The 17,433-nt window shown below is 48.0% G+C and carries 15 protein-coding genes, 4 tRNA genes and 1 pseudogene; 6 read left to right on the forward strand and 14 right to left on the reverse strand.

Going from position 1 to position 17,433, the window contains the following annotated elements; genetic code table 11:
* Nucleotides 1-143 precede the first annotated feature (143 nt).
* Nucleotides 144-1,466 carry a DNA recombination protein RmuC gene (locus NYR52_RS11500; RefSeq protein WP_054095986.1) on the forward strand — a complete coding sequence of 441 codons (1,323 nt, stop codon included), beginning with the start codon at nucleotides 144-146 and terminating at the stop codon, nucleotides 1,464-1,466.
* A 112-nt stretch (nucleotides 1,467-1,578) separates the two neighbouring features.
* Here the strand turns inward: NYR52_RS11500 and NYR52_RS11505 are convergent, their stop codons facing one another.
* Complete coding sequence (locus NYR52_RS11505) at nucleotides 1,579-2,790, reverse strand: ATP-grasp domain-containing protein (RefSeq protein ID WP_259435684.1); 1,212 nt, start codon at nucleotides 2,788-2,790, stop codon at nucleotides 1,579-1,581.
* Nucleotides 2,791-3,788: 998 nt separating this feature from the next.
* Between NYR52_RS11505 and NYR52_RS11510 the strand changes: the two genes are divergently transcribed.
* A complete protein-coding gene (locus tag NYR52_RS11510; protein ID WP_259435685.1) occupies nucleotides 3,789-4,997 on the forward strand; it encodes an aminotransferase class V-fold PLP-dependent enzyme in 1,209 nt (402 codons plus the stop codon).
* Nucleotides 4,998-5,881: 884 nt separating this feature from the next.
* Here NYR52_RS11510 and NYR52_RS11515 read toward each other — a convergent pair.
* From NYR52_RS11515 to NYR52_RS11540, 6 genes are all read right to left on the reverse strand, one after another.
* Nucleotides 5,882-5,956 (reverse strand) — tRNA-Val (locus tag NYR52_RS11515).
* Nucleotides 5,957-5,985: 29 nt separating this feature from the next.
* Nucleotides 5,986-6,061, reverse strand: a tRNA-Ile gene (locus NYR52_RS11520).
* A 12-nt stretch (nucleotides 6,062-6,073) separates the two neighbouring features.
* Nucleotides 6,074-6,150 (reverse strand) — tRNA-Asp (locus NYR52_RS11525).
* Nucleotides 6,151-6,154: 4 nt separating this feature from the next.
* A tRNA-Met gene (locus tag NYR52_RS11530) sits at nucleotides 6,155-6,231 on the reverse strand.
* Between the two features lie 75 nt (nucleotides 6,232-6,306).
* On the reverse strand, nucleotides 6,307-6,486 hold the full coding sequence (locus NYR52_RS11535; RefSeq protein ID WP_132222414.1) for a hypothetical protein: 180 nt from the start codon (nucleotides 6,484-6,486) through the stop codon (nucleotides 6,307-6,309).
* Nucleotides 6,487-6,727: 241 nt separating this feature from the next.
* A complete protein-coding gene (locus NYR52_RS11540; protein WP_132222416.1) occupies nucleotides 6,728-7,255 on the reverse strand; it encodes a phosphatidylglycerophosphatase A family protein in 528 nt (175 codons plus the stop codon).
* A 120-nt stretch (nucleotides 7,256-7,375) separates the two neighbouring features.
* On the opposite strand from NYR52_RS11540, the gene NYR52_RS11545 reads away from it, so the two are divergent.
* Nucleotides 7,376-7,885 (forward strand): 2'-5' RNA ligase family protein, encoded by a 510-nt coding sequence (locus NYR52_RS11545; protein WP_022736572.1) that lies wholly within the window; start codon nucleotides 7,376-7,378, stop codon nucleotides 7,883-7,885.
* 24 nt (nucleotides 7,886-7,909) lie between these two features.
* Entirely contained in the window at nucleotides 7,910-8,344 is a 435-nt protein-coding gene (locus NYR52_RS11550; RefSeq protein ID WP_132222418.1) for a GNAT family N-acetyltransferase, read from the forward strand.
* Here the strand turns inward: NYR52_RS11550 and NYR52_RS11555 are convergent.
* The 6 genes and pseudogenes from NYR52_RS11555 to NYR52_RS11575 form a co-directional block, all read right to left on the reverse strand.
* On the reverse strand, nucleotides 8,341-9,162 hold the full coding sequence (locus NYR52_RS11555) for a PHP domain-containing protein (protein WP_132222420.1): 822 nt from the start codon (nucleotides 9,160-9,162) through the stop codon (nucleotides 8,341-8,343). The two genes, NYR52_RS11550 and NYR52_RS11555, sit on opposite strands and share 4 nt — an antisense overlap.
* A 370-nt stretch (nucleotides 9,163-9,532) precedes the next feature.
* Nucleotides 9,533-9,844: a hypothetical protein gene (locus NYR52_RS11560; protein WP_132222422.1), complete on the reverse strand. Its 312-nt coding sequence runs from the start codon at nucleotides 9,842-9,844 to the stop codon at nucleotides 9,533-9,535.
* 106 nt (nucleotides 9,845-9,950) lie between these two features.
* Entirely contained in the window at nucleotides 9,951-11,210 is a 1,260-nt protein-coding gene (locus tag NYR52_RS11565) for a hypothetical protein (protein ID WP_259435686.1), read from the reverse strand.
* 111 nt (nucleotides 11,211-11,321) lie between these two features.
* A pseudogene (locus NYR52_RS16780) lies at nucleotides 11,322-11,387 on the reverse strand (SEC-C metal-binding domain-containing protein); the annotation flags it as partial.
* A 411-nt stretch (nucleotides 11,388-11,798) separates the two neighbouring features.
* Complete coding sequence (locus NYR52_RS11570) at nucleotides 11,799-12,776, reverse strand: 3D domain-containing protein (protein WP_158283352.1); 978 nt, start codon at nucleotides 12,774-12,776, stop codon at nucleotides 11,799-11,801.
* Nucleotides 12,777-12,930: 154 nt separating this feature from the next.
* Nucleotides 12,931-13,905, reverse strand: coding sequence for a VanW family protein (locus NYR52_RS11575; protein WP_259435687.1), 975 nt, complete (start codon nucleotides 13,903-13,905; stop codon nucleotides 12,931-12,933).
* 275 nt (nucleotides 13,906-14,180) lie between these two features.
* Here NYR52_RS11575 and NYR52_RS11580 point away from each other — a divergent pair, with 275 nt between their 5' ends.
* Together NYR52_RS11580 and NYR52_RS11585 are read left to right on the forward strand one after the other, a co-directional pair.
* Entirely contained in the window at nucleotides 14,181-15,521 is a 1,341-nt protein-coding gene (locus NYR52_RS11580; protein ID WP_132222428.1) for a cytochrome ubiquinol oxidase subunit I, read from the forward strand.
* A gap of 6 nt (nucleotides 15,522-15,527) precedes the next feature.
* Nucleotides 15,528-16,541, forward strand: a complete 1,014-nt coding sequence (locus NYR52_RS11585; RefSeq protein WP_102992914.1) for a cytochrome d ubiquinol oxidase subunit II — start codon at nucleotides 15,528-15,530, stop codon at nucleotides 16,539-16,541.
* A gap of 52 nt (nucleotides 16,542-16,593) precedes the next feature.
* On the opposite strand, the gene NYR52_RS11590 is transcribed toward NYR52_RS11585, so the two are convergent.
* Complete coding sequence (locus tag NYR52_RS11590; RefSeq protein WP_259435688.1) at nucleotides 16,594-17,301, reverse strand: gamma-glutamyl-gamma-aminobutyrate hydrolase family protein; 708 nt, start codon at nucleotides 17,299-17,301, stop codon at nucleotides 16,594-16,596.
* Nucleotides 17,302-17,433: the final 132 nt, after the last annotated feature.

Raw genomic sequence — 17,433 nt, forward strand, 5'->3', positions numbered from 1 at the left:
ACGTTCATTATCTTACCATATTCGCGCAAGAAAGCGCCTCCTTGGAAAAACAAGAGCCAGCGCACCAGCCAAAGAGCCTGAACAATATTTTCCAAATCAGTTATAATGGAAGATACTCGATTCCATAAAAGAAGGTGTTCAACATGTCAACAATCATCGGGATCATCTCCCTCCTTTTGAACGCGGTGATTCTGTATCTCATCTTTCAGCGGGCGGATCGCGAAGGAAATGATTCATCGTTACGCAAACAAGTGGAACGGTTGGAACTTAACCAAGAGCGATTGGAAAAATTAATGCGCGAAGAATTCGCCGCCAATCGGTTGGAATGGAATCGCTCGATCATTGAAAATCGGCGCGACCTGAGCAACTCCTTCAACAATCTCACCCAATCCACCATCTCCACCATTCGTGAAAGTTCACGTCAACAAAAAGACCTGCTGGACAGTTTTTCCAAACAACTCAACGAAATGGCCATCATGACTGAACGCAAACAAGAACTGCTACGAGACAAAGTAGAAGAAAAATTAAACCAGCTTCAGGAAGCCAACCAGCAAAAGCTAGAGCAGATGCGGCAGACGGTTGACGAAAAATTGCATCAAACGTTGGAACAAAGGCTGGGTGAATCGTTCCAAATGGTCAGCGAGCGATTGGAACGGGTTCATAAAAGCTTGGGGGAAATGCACCATCTGGCCACCGGCGTCGACGATCTCCGCAAAGTCTTGTCCAATGTGAAGAACCGTGGGGTCTTGGGGGAAATCCAGCTGGAAAACATTTTGGAACAATTGCTAACGCCGGATCAATATAGCAAAAACGCCACAGTCAAAGAGAATAGCAAAGAGAATGTCGAATTCGCCATTAAATTGCCCGCCAAAGACGCGGAACGCTCACATCTGTTGCTCCCGATCGATTCCAAGTTTCCCTTGGACGATTACCAACGCCTCACCGAAGCACAAGAGCGCGGACAAGCCGATCAAGTCCAAGAAGCATTGAAAAACTTGGAAGCACGGATTAAGCAAGAAGCCAAAAAAATAGCGGATAAATACATCAATCCCCCGACAACCACCGACTTCGCCATCCTCTTTCTGCCGATCGAAGGTTTGTACGCCGAGATTTTACGGCGGCCCGGACTGTGGGAGCATATCCAGCGCCAATACAAAGTCGCGATTACCGGCCCCACCACATTGTCCGCCTTTTTGACCAGCCTGCACATGGGGTTCCGCACGCTGGCAATCCAAAAGCACACCAATGAAGCGTGGAAATGGTTAAGTCTGTTAAAAACAGAATTATTCAAGTTTGGCGATACTTTGACCAAAGCTCAGCGCAAGTTGGACGAGGCCAGCAAAACAATCGGTCAAGCGACCAAGCAAACGGAGACGATGAAAAAGAAACTGAACCGGGTGGAAAACCTTCCCGAGCTCGGTGGCTCAGAAACCTTGCCACTCGCGGCCAATGACGAGCGGGAATGAACCCGAAAACTGCATTTATTGCCTATAAAAAAGCCTAAGCAGTTGAAAAAGGGCCCGGCTCCTTTTTCAACTGCTCAGGCATCTTTGTTGCAGTTATGTCACGCTGTTCACATCACTTCGATTGCCATACCGTGTTCCGTTCAAACAGGTCAGCCACCTCTTCTAACCTCGCCAACACTTCCCCTTCGGTCTCCCCAGTCACCACCAATGTCACCGTATAATCCACACTGGTATGCGGCCCATCAAAATATTGGCCCGGCTCCGCCAGCAAACGGTATTCCGTCACCCAATCAGGAAGCTCGTCCGCTTTGGGGGCGGAGAGAAAAACCCCTTGCTTCGGCGGGATGCCAATAAAGCCAATCTGCGTCTTGGGTCCCCGCCCGCTCCGCACTTGCTCGGGCACAGTCACGGGCAATCCGCATTGGGCTTGCACCGCCAGTTTGGTCAAATCCAAATCAAATGCTTGGCGGTATTCTTCACAAATGCGGGAACCTCCGGTCCGGCAAGCGATTTCACATAATATCAACTCATCCTCGGGGGTGTGGAACACCTCCGCGTGAAAAGTGGTATATTGCGGCGTGGGCAAGATATGAAGCACGTTCGTAACATAACGCTGCAAACGGGGCGTAAGCGGATTTTCCGGTTCCAGCAGATAGCTACCGAGATACTTCCCTTCCTGAAATGCAAGACAGTTGTTCAAGTATTTGGAAGGCCAACAGAGCTCTATCACCCCATCAAGCACAATACCATCAATGTGGTACATTTCACCTTCGATAAACTTCTCCACTTCCAAATGGGGGGTCAATCCCTCTGCTAAATAGGCGATGGTGTCTTCGTCGTCATGCAAAATCGTTGTATTTCGAGAGCCCATGCCATCGACTGGCTTCACCACGACGGGATATCCCTCTGCTTCGATAAAACGAACCAAATCGATCACCGAAGTGATTTCAGCAAACGGGGGAACCTTCACATTGGCCGCTTTGAGCAGCGTCTTCATCTTCACCTTGTCACGAAAAGCGAGCGCGCTCTCTAACGACTGGCCTTCGATCCCCAAATGCTCCCTAAGTCTTGCCGCGCGCAAAATATCCCGCTCAGCAGTTGCAACAATCCGGCGAAATGGGTTCTTTTTCGCCATCTGTAAAGCGACAAATTCAACCGCATTGTTATAGTCATAATTTTCAAAAGATAAGGCGCGCGCTTTCTCCTGAAACGCCGGCGCCAATTTTTGTTCCGTCAGGATCACCAACGGTTCGTTCAAGTCCTCCAGCCATTTGTCATAGGGTACATCATAATAAGGCAAGCGATTGAAAATTAAAATGCTCAACCCAAACGTTCCCCTTTCAATCCAAGATGTGTGAACACACCAAGCTTGCCCAGCTAGCAAGCTCGAACTTGTTGACAAAGTGGCCCGGAGCTGATTTTTGAGCCTGCGTTCCGTGGTTTTCTTAAGCGACAAGCAACTCCGCTTTCAAAAATCTCGCTCCTGCAGGGGCTCGTCTACACTGAGCTGGCTGACAAGCAAGCTCTTCCTCACCGCAAAACAGACTCATCGTTGAACCGAGTATTCACATCATAATTGCTGGAGATGATACGACGGACGCACGCTATTTCCCGTGGAGTGGGCATCCTCTGGCGGAAACCTGAAGACGTTGGTCTAACCTTTAGAAGAAGAGGTTAAACCGTCGGCACATCATGTCCAATCAGTAGGGGTTCTTTTTAATATTAGAGAAAACATAATATTTTGTCAATCTATTTATTAACTTTACTATCCGCTCCCCCATAACGGCAGGAGCGGTCAATCATGATGTCGATTCCTCATCCTGCACTTCCGCCACCAGATGCGCGGGAATGCGAATATCCTGACACGCTTCTTCCATCCGCGACGCGCATTTCACCTGATCCTCAATCTGTCCTTCCAATCTGCTTTGCTGCTGATTGTTGTTAATGACAACCTCCTTTTTTTGCTTCAGTATGCCCTTCTTCTTCGCTCCTTACGCCGGGACCGGCCATTGAAAAAAGAGGTTGTTTCAGCATGCCTTAGCTACACGATCTATCCTTCACATGTAAAAATTTTTGGTGAATCCCCAGCAAAACAGATAGAATTCTAATCAATCTCGATCACTTCCCTTTGCGGGATAAGGCCGCTTAGTGCATGGCATCTTCATATTAAGATCAGGCATGATGAATTCTCGTGATTTTATTAATGTTTTAACCACTTTCCAATCACTTTACCATCTCACACCAAAAGTGAATTGTTCTTCTATTTGCAAATTTATATAATATAAACAACGAATTTCAAGCTATATAAAGGATGATGCCCGAATGCCAACCCGTTGGCCACACTTCCAAGACCTATGCCCTCCTTTGGGTGACAGCCTCTACTTTAACATAGGAACGTGCGTACCGCTTTTGGAACCGATTCATGAAGCGATCACTCAAGCGAACCGTTCCCTCCAATCCCCATCTCCCAAGCCCTGGTTGGTTACCGAATCAGTCTGCATGGAAGCCCGTCAGAAGCTGGCTTCTCTGTTAGGAGCCCACCCTAGCGAAATCTCGCTGACGGAAAACGGCACTTTCAGCATGAATGCGATCATCGCCGGCATCCCTTGGCAAGCAGGAGATGGAATCATCATCACTGCTCACGAGCATGTCAGCAGTCTCGTACCATGCTTCAACATCGCAAAACGGTACGATCTCTCTGTCACCCTTGTCGATCCCGACGACAAAACAGATGAAGAGATGATCGGCGCGTTGGCTAAAGCCATCGATCAACGCACACGCCTGATCGTCGCAAGCCATGTCACCTGGAACACGGGCCGCATCCTGCCTGTCGCTGACATCTGTCGCCTGGCCCGAGACCACGGCGTGCTCACCCTTATCGACGGAGCGCAAGGCGCCGGAAATGTAGACGTCGATGTTAAAGCCATCGGTTGTGATGCGTATGCTCTCTCCGGCCACAAGTGGTTGTTGGGTCCCACCGGCACCGGCGCTTGTTATATCACCACCAAGCTCGTTGAGCAACTATGGCCCCTTGCAGCAGGCTACCAATCCATCACCGGCTTTTCCCTTGACGGGCAGATAGATTGGAAGATGGATTCGCAAAAAATGGAAGGCTCCACAAAAAACATTGCCTTAATTGCCGGCTTCACCCGTGGCTTAGAACTCTTGGATCAGTACCAGCTTCCCGCGGTCACCTCGCAGATCCATCATTTGGCCACCTGGTTCAAACAGCAGCTTCTGCTTCTGCCGGATGTCACTCTGTTCACCGACCTCTCCTTCCCCGCTTCCGGTTTGGTATGCTTCCGTATAGAAGGCCTTGCCCACGAGGAAATCGTGGACTACTGTCTAAAGCACCATCTATACATTCGCCATCTGCCGCGCCCGGAAGGCATCCGCTTTTCCATCCACGCCTTCCATTCCCATACAGAATTGATCCGTGCCCTCGTGATCCTTGAAGCTGCGATTCACCACGCCCGCAAGCAGGGAGGACAACATTCCACCTCCGTCCTCGTCGCCTCGCACCGTGAATAAAAAAAAGCGTCCACCATCACATCAACGCATCTGCACGCATCCCATCACTTTTGCTTTAATCGCCCTCAGGAGTACCCCTCTCATGCTGGGCATGGATGATGCCATCATGTATTAATTTCCTATTTATGAGCAAATAAGTATTAATAATTAATGCATTCCTCAATTAAAAACTGTAACATATTGAATAAATGTGTTATACTTAATAGCGTTCGAGGATAGCACTGTCTCGCTTATCTTCGAATCCCCACAATGAATGGTTTTCTTAACTCTTCCTCGTCTCCGTCGAATCCATTCTAGCGCACCCCCTCGGCGGAGACCTTTTTTTTGCCTTCAGCCTGCACCATACATATGCTTACTGTCGTTTGTTTAAACACTGAAAGATGACTTCCAAACCCTTGGCTTTATCTATTTGAGGTGCTATAATTCTTTTCTTTCAATACATCATTTCATAACAGAATTTGAGTATTTTTATCAAATGTGCGTAGTTACCTAGAAAAGATATATACCTTAATTTCGGTATCTGTTCAGGCCAAATGTATTCCATTCTTCTTATTCCCGCGCATCGTTTTTAAATGCAAAGTTGCAATAACAATCAAGATAAAAAAAATCAACACAGATCCCCATTTAGCACTTTTCCACCTCCTATCTCGCAAAATAGCCATTATAATCAGTATATACTATGTAGTATGATTTAATATACGCAGCAAGGGGATCCATAGCCGAACACCATATCCAATCAGTAACCAAGCACCCTTTTCCATGATTTATTGTTTTACATCGAACAATAATAGTGATTAACTCTCTCGCTTTCATCAATTCACCATAAAAACGCAACTTACTCCTCTATCAAACAAAAAACCCTTGCAAATGTGCAAGGGTTTGGTTGGTGGGCAGTATAGGAATCGAACCTACGACCTCTTCCGTGTCAAGGAAGCGCTCTCCCTCTGAGCTAACTGCCCAAGTGAAAATATGTAGTTTTTAGATAAGTTGGTGGGCCCAACAGGAATCGAACCTGTGACCGATCGGTTATGAGCCGACTGCTCTACCAACTGAGCTATAGGCCCATGATGGTGAAGTGGCGGAGCTGACGGGATTCGAACCCGCGATCTCCTGCGTGACAGGCAGGCATGTTAGGCCTCTACACCACAGCTCCGAGTTGGTTGCGGGGACAGGATTTGAACCTGCGACCTTCGGGTTATGAGCCCGACGAGCTACCAGACTGCTCCACCCCGCGATATTAATTGTTTTAATCGTCATCAGCGACATTTATTAATATACATCAATTTCTTCAAAAGTGCAAGGCCTTTTTTTAAGATTTTTTATCCCAAATATAACGAACGCCATAACGCCCTTTTTTGGAACGAAACACCTCTACACGCTCCGGGCTATCATACCCGTACAGCCACCAGTCCTCCTGCATTCGTGCCGCCAAACACCGCGCTTGAAAGCGGCTGTCATATAATTTGGCCCAATATACCCATTGCATCATGCGTTCCTCCTTTCATCTCTTATTTTTCGCTGTTTTCCATTTTTCATGCCTAAGGGCGCTTGCACATTTTCCGTTTCGTCCAGAGCGCGCAGACCCTTCCCGCATATGCTATATTAACCCAAGCAACCTTGTCGGGCTTAACTGTTCACGAGCCGACCAATATTCCCTCCTCACGGCCAAATGGTAAAGCCGTTGTCGATTGTGACAACGGCTTATTTGCATCGATAGGCCTGCTATTTGCTCAATCTTCCAGCTGTTGGGCTGAAGCCCGCTCTTCCTCATCGCGCAAACGGTGTGCCAGGCGTCCTGAAGCTGCAGCCGCGACACTGGCGACCAAATCATCCATAAACGTCTGCACCCGTCCACCTTTTTTGGTGTCCAACTCGCGAATGAGCCCAATTTTATGCTTGTCCAAGTGACCAAAGGTAGTGACGGCGATGCTCCCATAGCCCAAAACAGAACCCAACGCCAATGTTTCATCACAACCAAACAGCCCTTCATCCCCTTTGACAAGGGATAAGAGCGGTTCAGACAACATATTCTGTTCCGCCAAGCGGTCTAACTCGACTCCTACCAGAATAGCGTGTTGCAATTCCCGTTTATTCAGCACGGCCAGCACGCTGTCGACGCACTGCTCCATGGTTAGATTCGGGTTATAAGGGCTCTGCATTTCGTGAACAATTTCAGCAATTGCCTCGATACTGACTCCGCGTTCTTCCAAGCTTTTCATCACTGTACGTTTCACTTCACTGCTGTGTACTCTTCTCATCTGTTTCCCTCCCATAAGCCATCTTACCATAATCAATTGTCCACAAAAGATGCGTGAACCAAAATTTAAAGATATAATATAAGAAATGCGCCATTTTTCTGTTCAAGGAGGGAATGTGTTATGTTTTTCGGCATTGCAGTTTTTCCACAAAAACACGTACAAGACCTAGTCAATTCCTATAGAAAGCGGTACGACCCGCATTACAGCCTCATTCCACCCCATATTACGTTGCGGGAAAAGTTTGAACTGCCTGATGAAAAAGTGGAAGACGCGGTCCAGAAATTAGAAGAAATCGCCAAGCAAAACAAGCCCTTCACCATCCAGTTCCACAAAGTGAGCCATTTCTATCCTACCAGCCATACCATCTATCTGGCGATCAAAGACAGCAAACCTTTGGAAACGTTGCACAACCAGATCAGTGCTTCCTTGGATCCCATTCCAATGCCTTATGATTACATCCCACATCTCACCATTGGGCAGAAAATGTCGGAAGAAGAGCTACATGATGTGTATGGCACCCTACGGTTGAGGCAATTTGAATTAGAATCGAAAATTGACCGTTTCCACCTTATGTACCAGCTGGAAAACGGCTCTTGGAGTATTCATCAAACATTCCTGTTGAAAAAATGATCTGATCCGAAAGGATGTCGTCCCATGGCCGTCACCGTCATCATCGCCCAAACACCGATGGAGAGGGAATGGGCTTTTGCTATTCGCCGCCAGGTGTTCGTGATAGAGCAAAAAGTACCTGAAACGCGGGAATCAGATGAATATGATGAGCGATCGTTGCATTTTGTGGCGCTTGAGGACGGACAACCGGTGGGCGCTTGCCGGATGCGGTGGGTTAACCGTAACGTGGCCAAAGCCGAACGGGTCGCTGTGCTACCATCCAAACGCCACAGCGGCGCCGGGCGCCTCATGATGGAAGCGTTAGAAGCCCAAGCCCGCCAAGAACAAGCCCACGCGATCGTCCTCCACGCCCAAATGCCGGTGATCCCGTTTTATGAGAAGCTGGGCTATCACGTCATGGGTGAGCCGTTTGTTGATGCAGGTATCCCGCACGTATCGATGAAGAAGAAGCTGATTTAAAGCTTGGTCAAAATCCCTTCATCCACCGTGCATGTGCCAAGCATCGCATGGTACATCGAGCCGTGCCGTTCCCCATGAAAATCCGATCCGGCCGTCTCGAAAAGCCCAAATGTTTTTGCCATTTCGGCATACCGCTGTTTGGCTTCATCCGTGTGATCCGGATGGTTCACTTCAATGCCGTCCAATCCATTTTCCACCAACAAAGGAATTAAGTCGTCTTGCTCATACAATCCGGGATGAGCGATGACGGCCTTCCCTTTGCTTTGGTGGATCAATTGGATCGCTTCGATCGGGCTGATGCGCGGCGGCGTTACATAAGCTTGCCCATCCCGCCCTAAATATCGGTCAAACGCTTCATCCATTGATTGTACAATCCCCTTGTCAATCAACACTTCAGCAATATGCGGCCGCCCCACATTGTCAGCTTGGCCCTCCCCTTTCTTTTTGGCCATGACTTCCTCCATGGTCACTTCAATCCCCAACTCATTTAATTTTTCGATCATCATGCGATTGCGCGTCTGCCGCACCTCACGTTGCCGCTTCAACTTTTCAAGTAAAGACGGGTCGCGATAATCGATATGTAACCCCAACATATGAATCTCTTTCCCTTGCCACAACGTGCTTATTTCCACTCCCGGGACTACATGGATACCCCATTCGCGTCCTGCGGATAACGCCTCTTCTATTCCGCTGACCGAGTCGTGGTCAGTAATTGCCAATCCGGCAAGCCCCACTTCCTTAGCCAATTTCACCACTTCGGAGGGAGTAAATAATCCGTCCGATCCCGTCGTATGTACATGCAAATCTACACGTCCCACACTACATTCCTCCTGTCAAACAATATATTCATTTTTTCCGACTTGTTGGCCTGATGCACCATCTTACCCATATCATTGTACCGCACCATGCGAAAATTTCACAAAAAAAAGAGGATTACTTATTTCTTGACGAGGGTAATAAAGCGATCACAACGGCAAGATATTTATGCAATTGCGCGCCAAAGCGCTGACAAATGTGTGTGTGCGACCTATGAGCAATATAAGAACCCTGGCCTCTGGTCAAGTCTATCGCCTTTCCCTTTAACCCGACAAATGACAGCCCGCCATGGACCCACACACAGCCTCGCGCAACCGACATGAGAGTCGTGAATGTAAACGAGCACCCGATCCATTTGGGTGCTCGCTTCACTCAGCGTGATTTCTTCCGTTTTTGAATCTCTTCATTAATCCGCTGGGCCAACTGGTCGGGACTCATGTTGGTGGAAGTTGTATTCTCCGTAATTCCCAACTCTTTCCCCGCTTCAGTCATAACTTCTTTGACCAAATCCTTTTGGCCCGCTGGGGTGCGCTTCTGCTTCAAACCCAATTCCTTACTGAACTCTTCGGCGAGCTGGGTCACTTCTTGGCCGTTTTTGCCGCGCGCGTCTTGTTTGATCCCCAGTTCTTTTGCCATTTCATTTATCATCTCTTTGAACTTGTTTTTACGCAAAAAGCCAAACATGAGAAGAGCCCCCCTTTACGCTGAGTGTACTGTTAGTATCTCAACAGATGGAGAGGTTCATGCAAAAATAAGGTAGCCCATGCATTGGTTCAGCACGGCTACCTTATCACTTATGGCCTAACACTTTTAATTGGTTGTCCAATGAAATGATTGGATAAAGCCCATCGATCCGTGTGAAATAACAGCCGGACGGTTCCATCTGTACAGTCCCGTGAACCCAGAAGCGATGCTCACTCCACATGGTGGGCACGCCAAGCAGATTCACTGGCAGCCATTTGTCTTCGATCAACAGCGCCGGACCTGTTGAAGAGAAAGCCAACATCACCATCTGTGTGGAACCAGTTTCTTCGTTGTTGCGATAGTCTGGCTTGACACCATTCTCTTCCATCCATTTTTTCGCTTCAACCGCGACAGGCAACGCGCGGATCAACGAGGCATATACCTTTCTGAATGACAGGTACGCATCGCTGATGCCTTCTTCTTTCAACCAGCGGAACAGATATTTTAGGGTATTGAGGAAGATTTTTGAACCAGGAGCACTTACTTTGCCTTGATCCAAATACCATACGCTCAAAAAATGGCACAGGACTTCCTCATCCAGCATCGACCAGTCGAACGATTGACCAAAACGCATCGACAAATATTTGTACAACAATTCCAATGAACGGCTGTACAAAGTTTGCGTTCCCTTTTGTAATGTGGCCACATGGTTGAAATAAAACTGTTCCAAATGTTGCATCACTCGCAAAGGCAATTCCTCTTCTTTCGGCTCAACGACCGGCCAGAAAGCCGTTTCTTCCACCATGGGCTCTGTCACAACAGGCGCAGATAACATCCCTTGCTCGACCTCTTCTGTTCGTTTGATAGACCAACCGAAAACCTTCCAACCGTTTTCCCAGGTGGTGTATTCCTGACGTTCTTCTTCTGGATGATTGTATTTCTCAAGCTGCACGAGTATCTCCCCTCTCATCTCATGCGCGAAAGATGTATAAGGGCCAAAGAATTCATATCGTTGACCAACACGAAGCAATCGAGTAAAAACAAGCTTTTCCCTGGGAATCGATTCCCCTTTTTGAATCTGGACTTGCTCTTTCGTTGTCAAGGATGTCAAGGTCAGGGTGTGTTCGTCGGTCTGTGAAATTTCGTAGCAGGTAAAGGTTGACTCGCTCATATTGCGGGCCATGCGTTCCTTGTGCGGGGCATTGCGAATGGTAGAGCGCCACACTTCTACCGGTCGCCGGCGGTTTAAACAAGGTGCGTCAAACAGGAGCCAAAAGCGAAAGTAAGTGGCATATTCTTGGGAAATCGGCTGGTCTAAAGGCAACTGCATGAGTTTTTTAAAGCGTTGTGCCCATCTTTTCTGCATCTCAGGTGAGATCCGCCCTGTAAACCAATGTTGCAGATCGACCAAGAGGTCGTGTTTTAAGCGGCTCTCTCTTTCAGCTCTGGCCTTTTCCACTGAATCAAGCGCTACAACTCTCTCACAACATTTCTTATACTTCTTCCCACTGCCGCAGGGGCAAGGTTCATTCCGGCCTACCATACTCACACCTCGGATGCTAGTTTCCTTGCCATTAAGTATATATGAAAGGTTAGGATATGACAAAGAGATTTTTTCCACAAAAACCCATTCCGCATATCCTTCTCACCTGTCCATTCACTGGACCATCACACGATATCGGGGTGGCAATATGACCCCGAAGTCGTTTCATGCTTCTGCTCATCCTAAATGCCATTTTCCCAATTTGCTTTGTATCCTGGAGTAACTATACCTTTATTTTAACGATTTAAAACACGCTTTTGAAGAAAATTTTTCCGAGGGATGGAAGAAATGGATAGTTGAATAAAGGGATGATTGAGAGATAAAGGGAGCCACGGAAGATTCTTATTTAATGATTCCATGTCAGAAATAAAAAACCCTGCAATGAATTGCTCATCGCAAGGTTTTTTTCACTCATTTTAAAATCTTGATAGTTACTGTCCGGCGACCCCATTTGAGTGCCTCAGCCCGCGTTTCAAAGAACAGGTCAATGATATGGCCGTTGACCGCGCCACCTGTATCTTCAGCAACACCATAGCCGTAGCCCGGTATATACATTTTGGTTCCGAGCGGAATCACACTGGGATCCACCGCGATGGTGCCCCGCTTGGGGTAAGTGCCGGTCGCCGTACGGCTTCCGGTATGGGTGTAACCTGTCGCCTCCACTGTTAATGTCTTGGCTGAAGTCAGATCCACATCATCTTTTTTCGCCATCTCTTTATTCGTGCCAATGCTCACGATTTTGTCGACGGGCTTGATTGTTTGGACAAGTCTTTCCGTTGCTTTGGGTTTACCGTCTTCCATGACTGGCATGCCGTTTTTGTAGACGAGGAGGACTTCGTAAATCTTTTTCCCTTCCTCCCCTTCTTTTTTCACTTCTTTTTTTCCTTCTGCTAATTTATCTGTTTTTATCTCTTTCGTGCTATAAGGGATTTCTTCCACTCTTTTCTGCAGCCTTTGCTCGATGCGATCGACCACGATATTGGTACCGTTCATGATCTTCTTATCCAGCGGCATGTTTAGCTCATCCCACTCGGTCAGAACAACCTTTTTCTCTTGCAAAACTCCTTTTACTGTGGGCTGCAAGGTTTCAAAGGTGCCAAAGTCCTTGCCCGCCACACGCAAGGAGACTTTGCACTTGCACTTCAATGTAATCTCGCTGTGGCCTTCGATTTTTTGATCCCAACCGATGCTTGGCTGGTAGCGCTGTTTTAACTCGTCAATCTTATGGCCTTGGCCTTCCAGCGCTTCTGCCAATGTATCTCTTGAGCGTTCAAATTGCAGTGCTTTATCTTGATCGCTGAAAGTAATTTTCACTGTTTGTGAGGAACCGGAACAGCCCGTGAGCAGGATGAAAAACATCGCGAGGCTGGGTAGAAGGAACTTTTTCATCGACATCCTCCTTCTGCAGTAAAGCCTAAGCAATGAAGCCATTATAGCAGATGTTTTCTCCCTAATCTATGACTCTAGCAGGATTGTCATAGATTCATCCATTTTAATTGAGATTTATGCCCACGGAGCCTAGCTTATGACCGCTCGCGACAATTTATTCCACTTCTTCCAGCAAAGCCGCCTGTTTGGGTGCAACCGGAACCTTTCGCGGTTTAGCATGAATTTCTTCCGGCCCATAAATAGAAATGAGCAATCGGCCGTTGCTGGCTTTAGCCACTATCAAAATCGGTTCGTTCAACTGGTTTTGAAACTTAAAATCCGGCCCGCCCCAAGACACCGTGGCATCCCGGCCCTTCGGCACATAGGCCACTTGTTTGCTATGCCTTTGCCGTTCTACAATCTTGAGCCCAGCCTTGTCCACGCTATTGTACAAAGTAGACGAGGTTTGGCAAATTCCTCCGCCAACCCCTTCACTGTATTCCCCTTTAACAATGATGCGGGCGAGACGGTAACCCCTGGCCTGCGAGCGCGGCCCAACTGTCTTATTAAACGAAAACACCTCACCGGGCATCAACACTTTATGATCAATCGCTTCTGTCGCCAGATGAATATTGTGCGCGCGATTTCTGTTCCATTCATTGTAATAAGTAAGATAACTTCCGATTTGTTTCTCTTTCAACCGCCGCAGTTTCGCCGCTGTCAGCCTGGGTTTTACTATGTTGACCGGAACTGCGAGCGGTTGGCCCATGACCTCATGGATACGATCAAACCACTCCTCAATGCGTTGGCGATCCACTATCAACCCCGCTTGCTCTGGGACAATCCGTCGCTCGTGGTAGTAAGCGGAGCGCGCAGGACGATTCAAGTCCCGTTCGAGAACGCCGGCTATCCACTCCAGCGCCAACGTGCGGTTCAATGTAGTGGGATCAATCCCGTCAAACCCAATGTCTCGCAAAGGGAAAACCCATTGTTGACCCTTATGTTCCAAAACCAAAGTGGGTGCAAAAGATGAATCGGCATCCATTGCCGCTGGCACAGGAGAAGACGCGGCCACAACAGGTACAGACAGCATCGAGATCAACAAGGCGACCAGGAGAATCAGCAAAATGACATGCATGTTCTTGTTCATCGCCGCACTCCCTTTTTTTCGCTTAGTGTGCACCAAAACGAACCAAGCTATGACCTTTCACAATCAAGCAGTGATGCCGGATAAATAAGTGTGCTAGAGAGCAGCGGATTAGACGCGCGGTATCCCGGAGCATTTTTCATGTTCATTATTGAACATTTACGATGTGATTTGATGTTTATTTGTTGAATTTTGTTGTCAAAGTTAGTGAAATAGTGTACAAAGTAGTTATGTGAACGTATAATGAAAAAGAAAATGAACAGGTAGGAAGTGATTGGATGGATTCAGTATTCTGGAGTCGCGTACTTACGGAAACGACATTGGCTTTCCATATCATCTGGGCGACCATCGGGGTGGGGGTACCTGTTTTCATCTCCCTTGCCGAATATTGGGGAATCCGCACCAAAGATCCCCACTATATCCTGCTTGCCCGAAGATGGACCCGTGGCTTTGTCATCACAGTGGCTGTTGGTGTGGTGACGGGAACATGCATCGGGATCATGCTTTCCCTGCTGTGGCCCAAATTCATGCAATTAGCTGGAAACATCATCAGCTTGCCACTCTTTATGGAAACGTTCGCCTTTTTCTTTGAAGCGATTTTCTTGGGTATCTATCTGTACACATGGGATAGGTTTAAAAAACCGATTATCCACTGGCTGACTTCCATTCCCATCATCATCGGCTCAACCATGTCCGCCGTGTTTATCACGATGGTAAACGCTTTCATGAACACGCCAGCCGGATTCACCATCGCCGCCGATGGCAAACTGATGGACATCGATCCCATCGCAGCCATGCTAAACCCGGCCACACCATCAAAAGTGGCCCATGTCGTCTCATCTGCTTATCTGACCAGCGGCTTCTTGTTGGCTGCCATCGCCGCATACCATATCTTGCGCGGCAATAAGCACGCCTATTATAAAAAAGCATTGCGGTTAACCATGATCGCCGGTCTCATCTTCTCCTTGCTCACATTTGTGGCCGGAGACATTTCCGGCAAGTTCTTGGCCAAATACCAACCTGCCAAATTGGCCGCAGCCGAATGGCATTTTGAGACGCAATCAGAAGCGCCCCTCTACTTTGGAGGCGTGCTGGATAAGGAAACGAATGAAGTTCACTACGCCATCAAAATTCCGAATGCCTTAAGCATCCTGGCAGGCAATTCAACCAAAACGGAAGTGATCGGTTTAAACGATATTCCAAAGGAGAACCACCCGCCGCTGTACATCCATTATCTCTTCGACATCATGGTTGCGATCGGCGTATACCTGGCACTGGTCTCTGCCGTCTTCCTGTACTGTTGGTGGAGAAAAAAAGGGAGCGAATGGAACAAATGGCTGCTAAGCGCGATTATCCTTGGGGGGCCGCTCTCATTTATCGCCATTGAATGCGGCTGGATTTTCGCCGAGGTCGGTCGCTTGCCATGGATTATCACCGGTATCATGCGTGTGGACAAAGCTGCGACCACCTCAGATAGTGTTGCGCTGATGACTATTTTGTTCTCTATCCTGTACCTCATCCTGACCATTGTCGCATTGGTCGTTCTCAATCGCCTCTTCAAAAACCAACCCGCTGAAGCGGAGCTTGAGAACATGCTCGCAGGGGAACAAAAGGGGTGAAAGATCATGAAATTAGAAATCATCGGGATTACGGTCCTATGGGTTTTTCTGTACGGGTATCTGATTGTGGCATCGATTGATTTTGGAGCCGGGTTCTTTTCGTACTACAGCATGTTGACCAAAAAAGACCATATCATCAATAACATCATCAGTCGCTATTTGTCGCCGGTCTGGGAAGTTACCAACGTTTTTCTCATCTTTTTTGTCGTCGGTTGCGTCGGCTTCTTTCCAGACACCGCTTATTATTATGGCACGGCATTGTTGATTCCCGGTTCCATCGCGTTGATTCTGTTGACGATCCGCGGCTCCTTTTACGCTTTTGCCAATTACGGCGCCCGCCAGAGCCGCGTGTATATGTTCTTGTACGGCATGACCGGTTTGTTCATTCCCGCTTCGCTGTCCACCGTCTTAACCATTTCGGAAGGTGGATTTATTGAAAAAGTTGGCACGGAAGTGGTTTTCCACGCAGATCGTCTATTGACCAGCCCCTATTCTTGGAGCGTGGTGTTCTTGGCTCTGGTGAGCATTTTGTACATCAGCGCCAGCTTTCTCACCTTTTACGCTGATCGGGCCGGAGACACAGCTGCTCGTGAGCTGTTGCGCAAATACACGTTATTCTGGAGCGGCCCTACCATTCTCGCCAGTCTGCTGGTATTTTGGAGCTTATCCAAACATAATCCGGTTCATTTCGAGAACGCTCTCTCCATTGGCTGGATGTTTGGCGCTTCCTTCCTCTGTTTCTGTGTCGCAGTCTATCTGATGTGGAAGCGTCAGAACTTAGGCATTCAATTTATCTTTGTCATGTTCCAATTCGCTTACGCTTTCTTCGGTTACGGAATGTCACATATGCCTTATCTGTTATATGATTACGTCACCATTTCGAGTGCGCTGACAAACAGTACCATGGGTTGGGCCTTGGTCGGCGCCTTTATTGCCGGTTTATTCTTGCTCATCCCTTCCATCGCACTGTTGATGTGGCTGTTCTTGTTTAACGCCAAATATGTGCGCGGTGAAAAATAATTCCAAAGCCCCCCGGTGAGTATCGGGGGGCTTTTCGCATGCACATCGAAGATTATGGTTGTTGCCGACATGCTTCCACAAACGCCGAAAACAAGTTGGCAGCGTCAGAATCGATATGCACCATCTCTTCTGGATGCCATTGAACGGCCATCACAAATCGATGCTGTTCGCTTTCAAACGCTTCCACCACACCATCCCGAGACACCGCACTCACTCGCAAGGGCGCCAGCACTTCCCTGACCGCTTGATGATGGAAGCTGTTAACCTTAGCCACCGACTTGCAATAAATTTGGTGGAGAAGCGTGCCTTCTTCGATATGAATCGTGTGGGAGGCATGGTATCGCGGAGCTTGTTGAGCGTGTTGCAACAAGTCACTCTTTTGTGAGGGAAGATCTTGGAACATCCCTCCGCCCAAAGCAACATTCAGGATTTGGCACCCCCGGCAGATGCCCAAGATCGGTTTATCTTGAGAAATGAATTGTTCGATGAGCGCGATCTCCATCTCGTCCCGGTCGGGATCGATCCGCCCCAATCCCGGCAAAGGCTCTTCGTCAAACAATGTGGGGTCGATGTCACCTCCTCCCGACAACAACAGGCCGTCCAGTACCCGGCTCATCTCTTTAATCACTGAGTCCGAAGTAGTATACGGGATTAACAAGGGCACACCGCCCGCTTGGATGACTGCATCGCTGTATGCTCTTGACAAAATCTGTTGCTGTTCGTGTTCCCGAGACATCGTGATCCCAATGATCGGGTTCATTCTCCACACTCCCCAGTCTGGATTTATCATGTTTGCTGATGCGCATTGCACAGAATATTTCCATCTGTATGAATCATTCGCATGCAGTGTATTCACTTCCATTATAAAAGAGTTCATCCATATGTTAAGTTA

Origin of the sequence: Laceyella sacchari (assembly GCF_024927925.1) — a bacterium.
Lineage (GTDB): Bacteria > Bacillota > Bacilli > Thermoactinomycetales > Thermoactinomycetaceae > Laceyella > Laceyella sacchari.

Coding starts and splice junctions, on each gene's coding strand:
- NYR52_RS11500 (WP_054095986.1), top strand. CDS start 144: ATGTCAACAATCATCGGGATCATCTCCCTCCTTTTGAACGCGGTGATT.
- NYR52_RS11510 (WP_259435685.1), top strand. CDS start 3,789: ATGCCAACCCGTTGGCCACACTTCCAAGACCTATGCCCTCCTTTGGGT.
- NYR52_RS11535 (WP_132222414.1), bottom strand. CDS start 6,486: ATGATGCAATGGGTATATTGGGCCAAATTATATGACAGCCGCTTTCAA.
- NYR52_RS11540 (WP_132222416.1), bottom strand. CDS start 7,255: ATGAGAAGAGTACACAGCAGTGAAGTGAAACGTACAGTGATGAAAAGC.
- NYR52_RS11545 (WP_022736572.1), top strand. CDS start 7,376: ATGTTTTTCGGCATTGCAGTTTTTCCACAAAAACACGTACAAGACCTA.
- NYR52_RS11550 (WP_132222418.1), top strand. CDS start 7,910: ATGGCCGTCACCGTCATCATCGCCCAAACACCGATGGAGAGGGAATGG.
- NYR52_RS11560 (WP_132222422.1), bottom strand. CDS start 9,844: ATGTTTGGCTTTTTGCGTAAAAACAAGTTCAAAGAGATGATAAATGAA.
- NYR52_RS11565 (WP_259435686.1), bottom strand. CDS start 11,210: ATGCAGAAAAGATGGGCACAACGCTTTAAAAAACTCATGCAGTTGCCT.
- NYR52_RS11570 (WP_158283352.1), bottom strand. CDS start 12,776: ATGAAAAAGTTCCTTCTACCCAGCCTCGCGATGTTTTTCATCCTGCTC.
- NYR52_RS11575 (WP_259435687.1), bottom strand. CDS start 13,905: ATGAACAAGAACATGCATGTCATTTTGCTGATTCTCCTGGTCGCCTTG.
- NYR52_RS11580 (WP_132222428.1), top strand. CDS start 14,181: ATGGATTCAGTATTCTGGAGTCGCGTACTTACGGAAACGACATTGGCT.
- NYR52_RS11585 (WP_102992914.1), top strand. CDS start 15,528: ATGAAATTAGAAATCATCGGGATTACGGTCCTATGGGTTTTTCTGTAC.
- NYR52_RS11590 (WP_259435688.1), bottom strand. CDS start 17,301: ATGAACCCGATCATTGGGATCACGATGTCTCGGGAACACGAACAGCAA.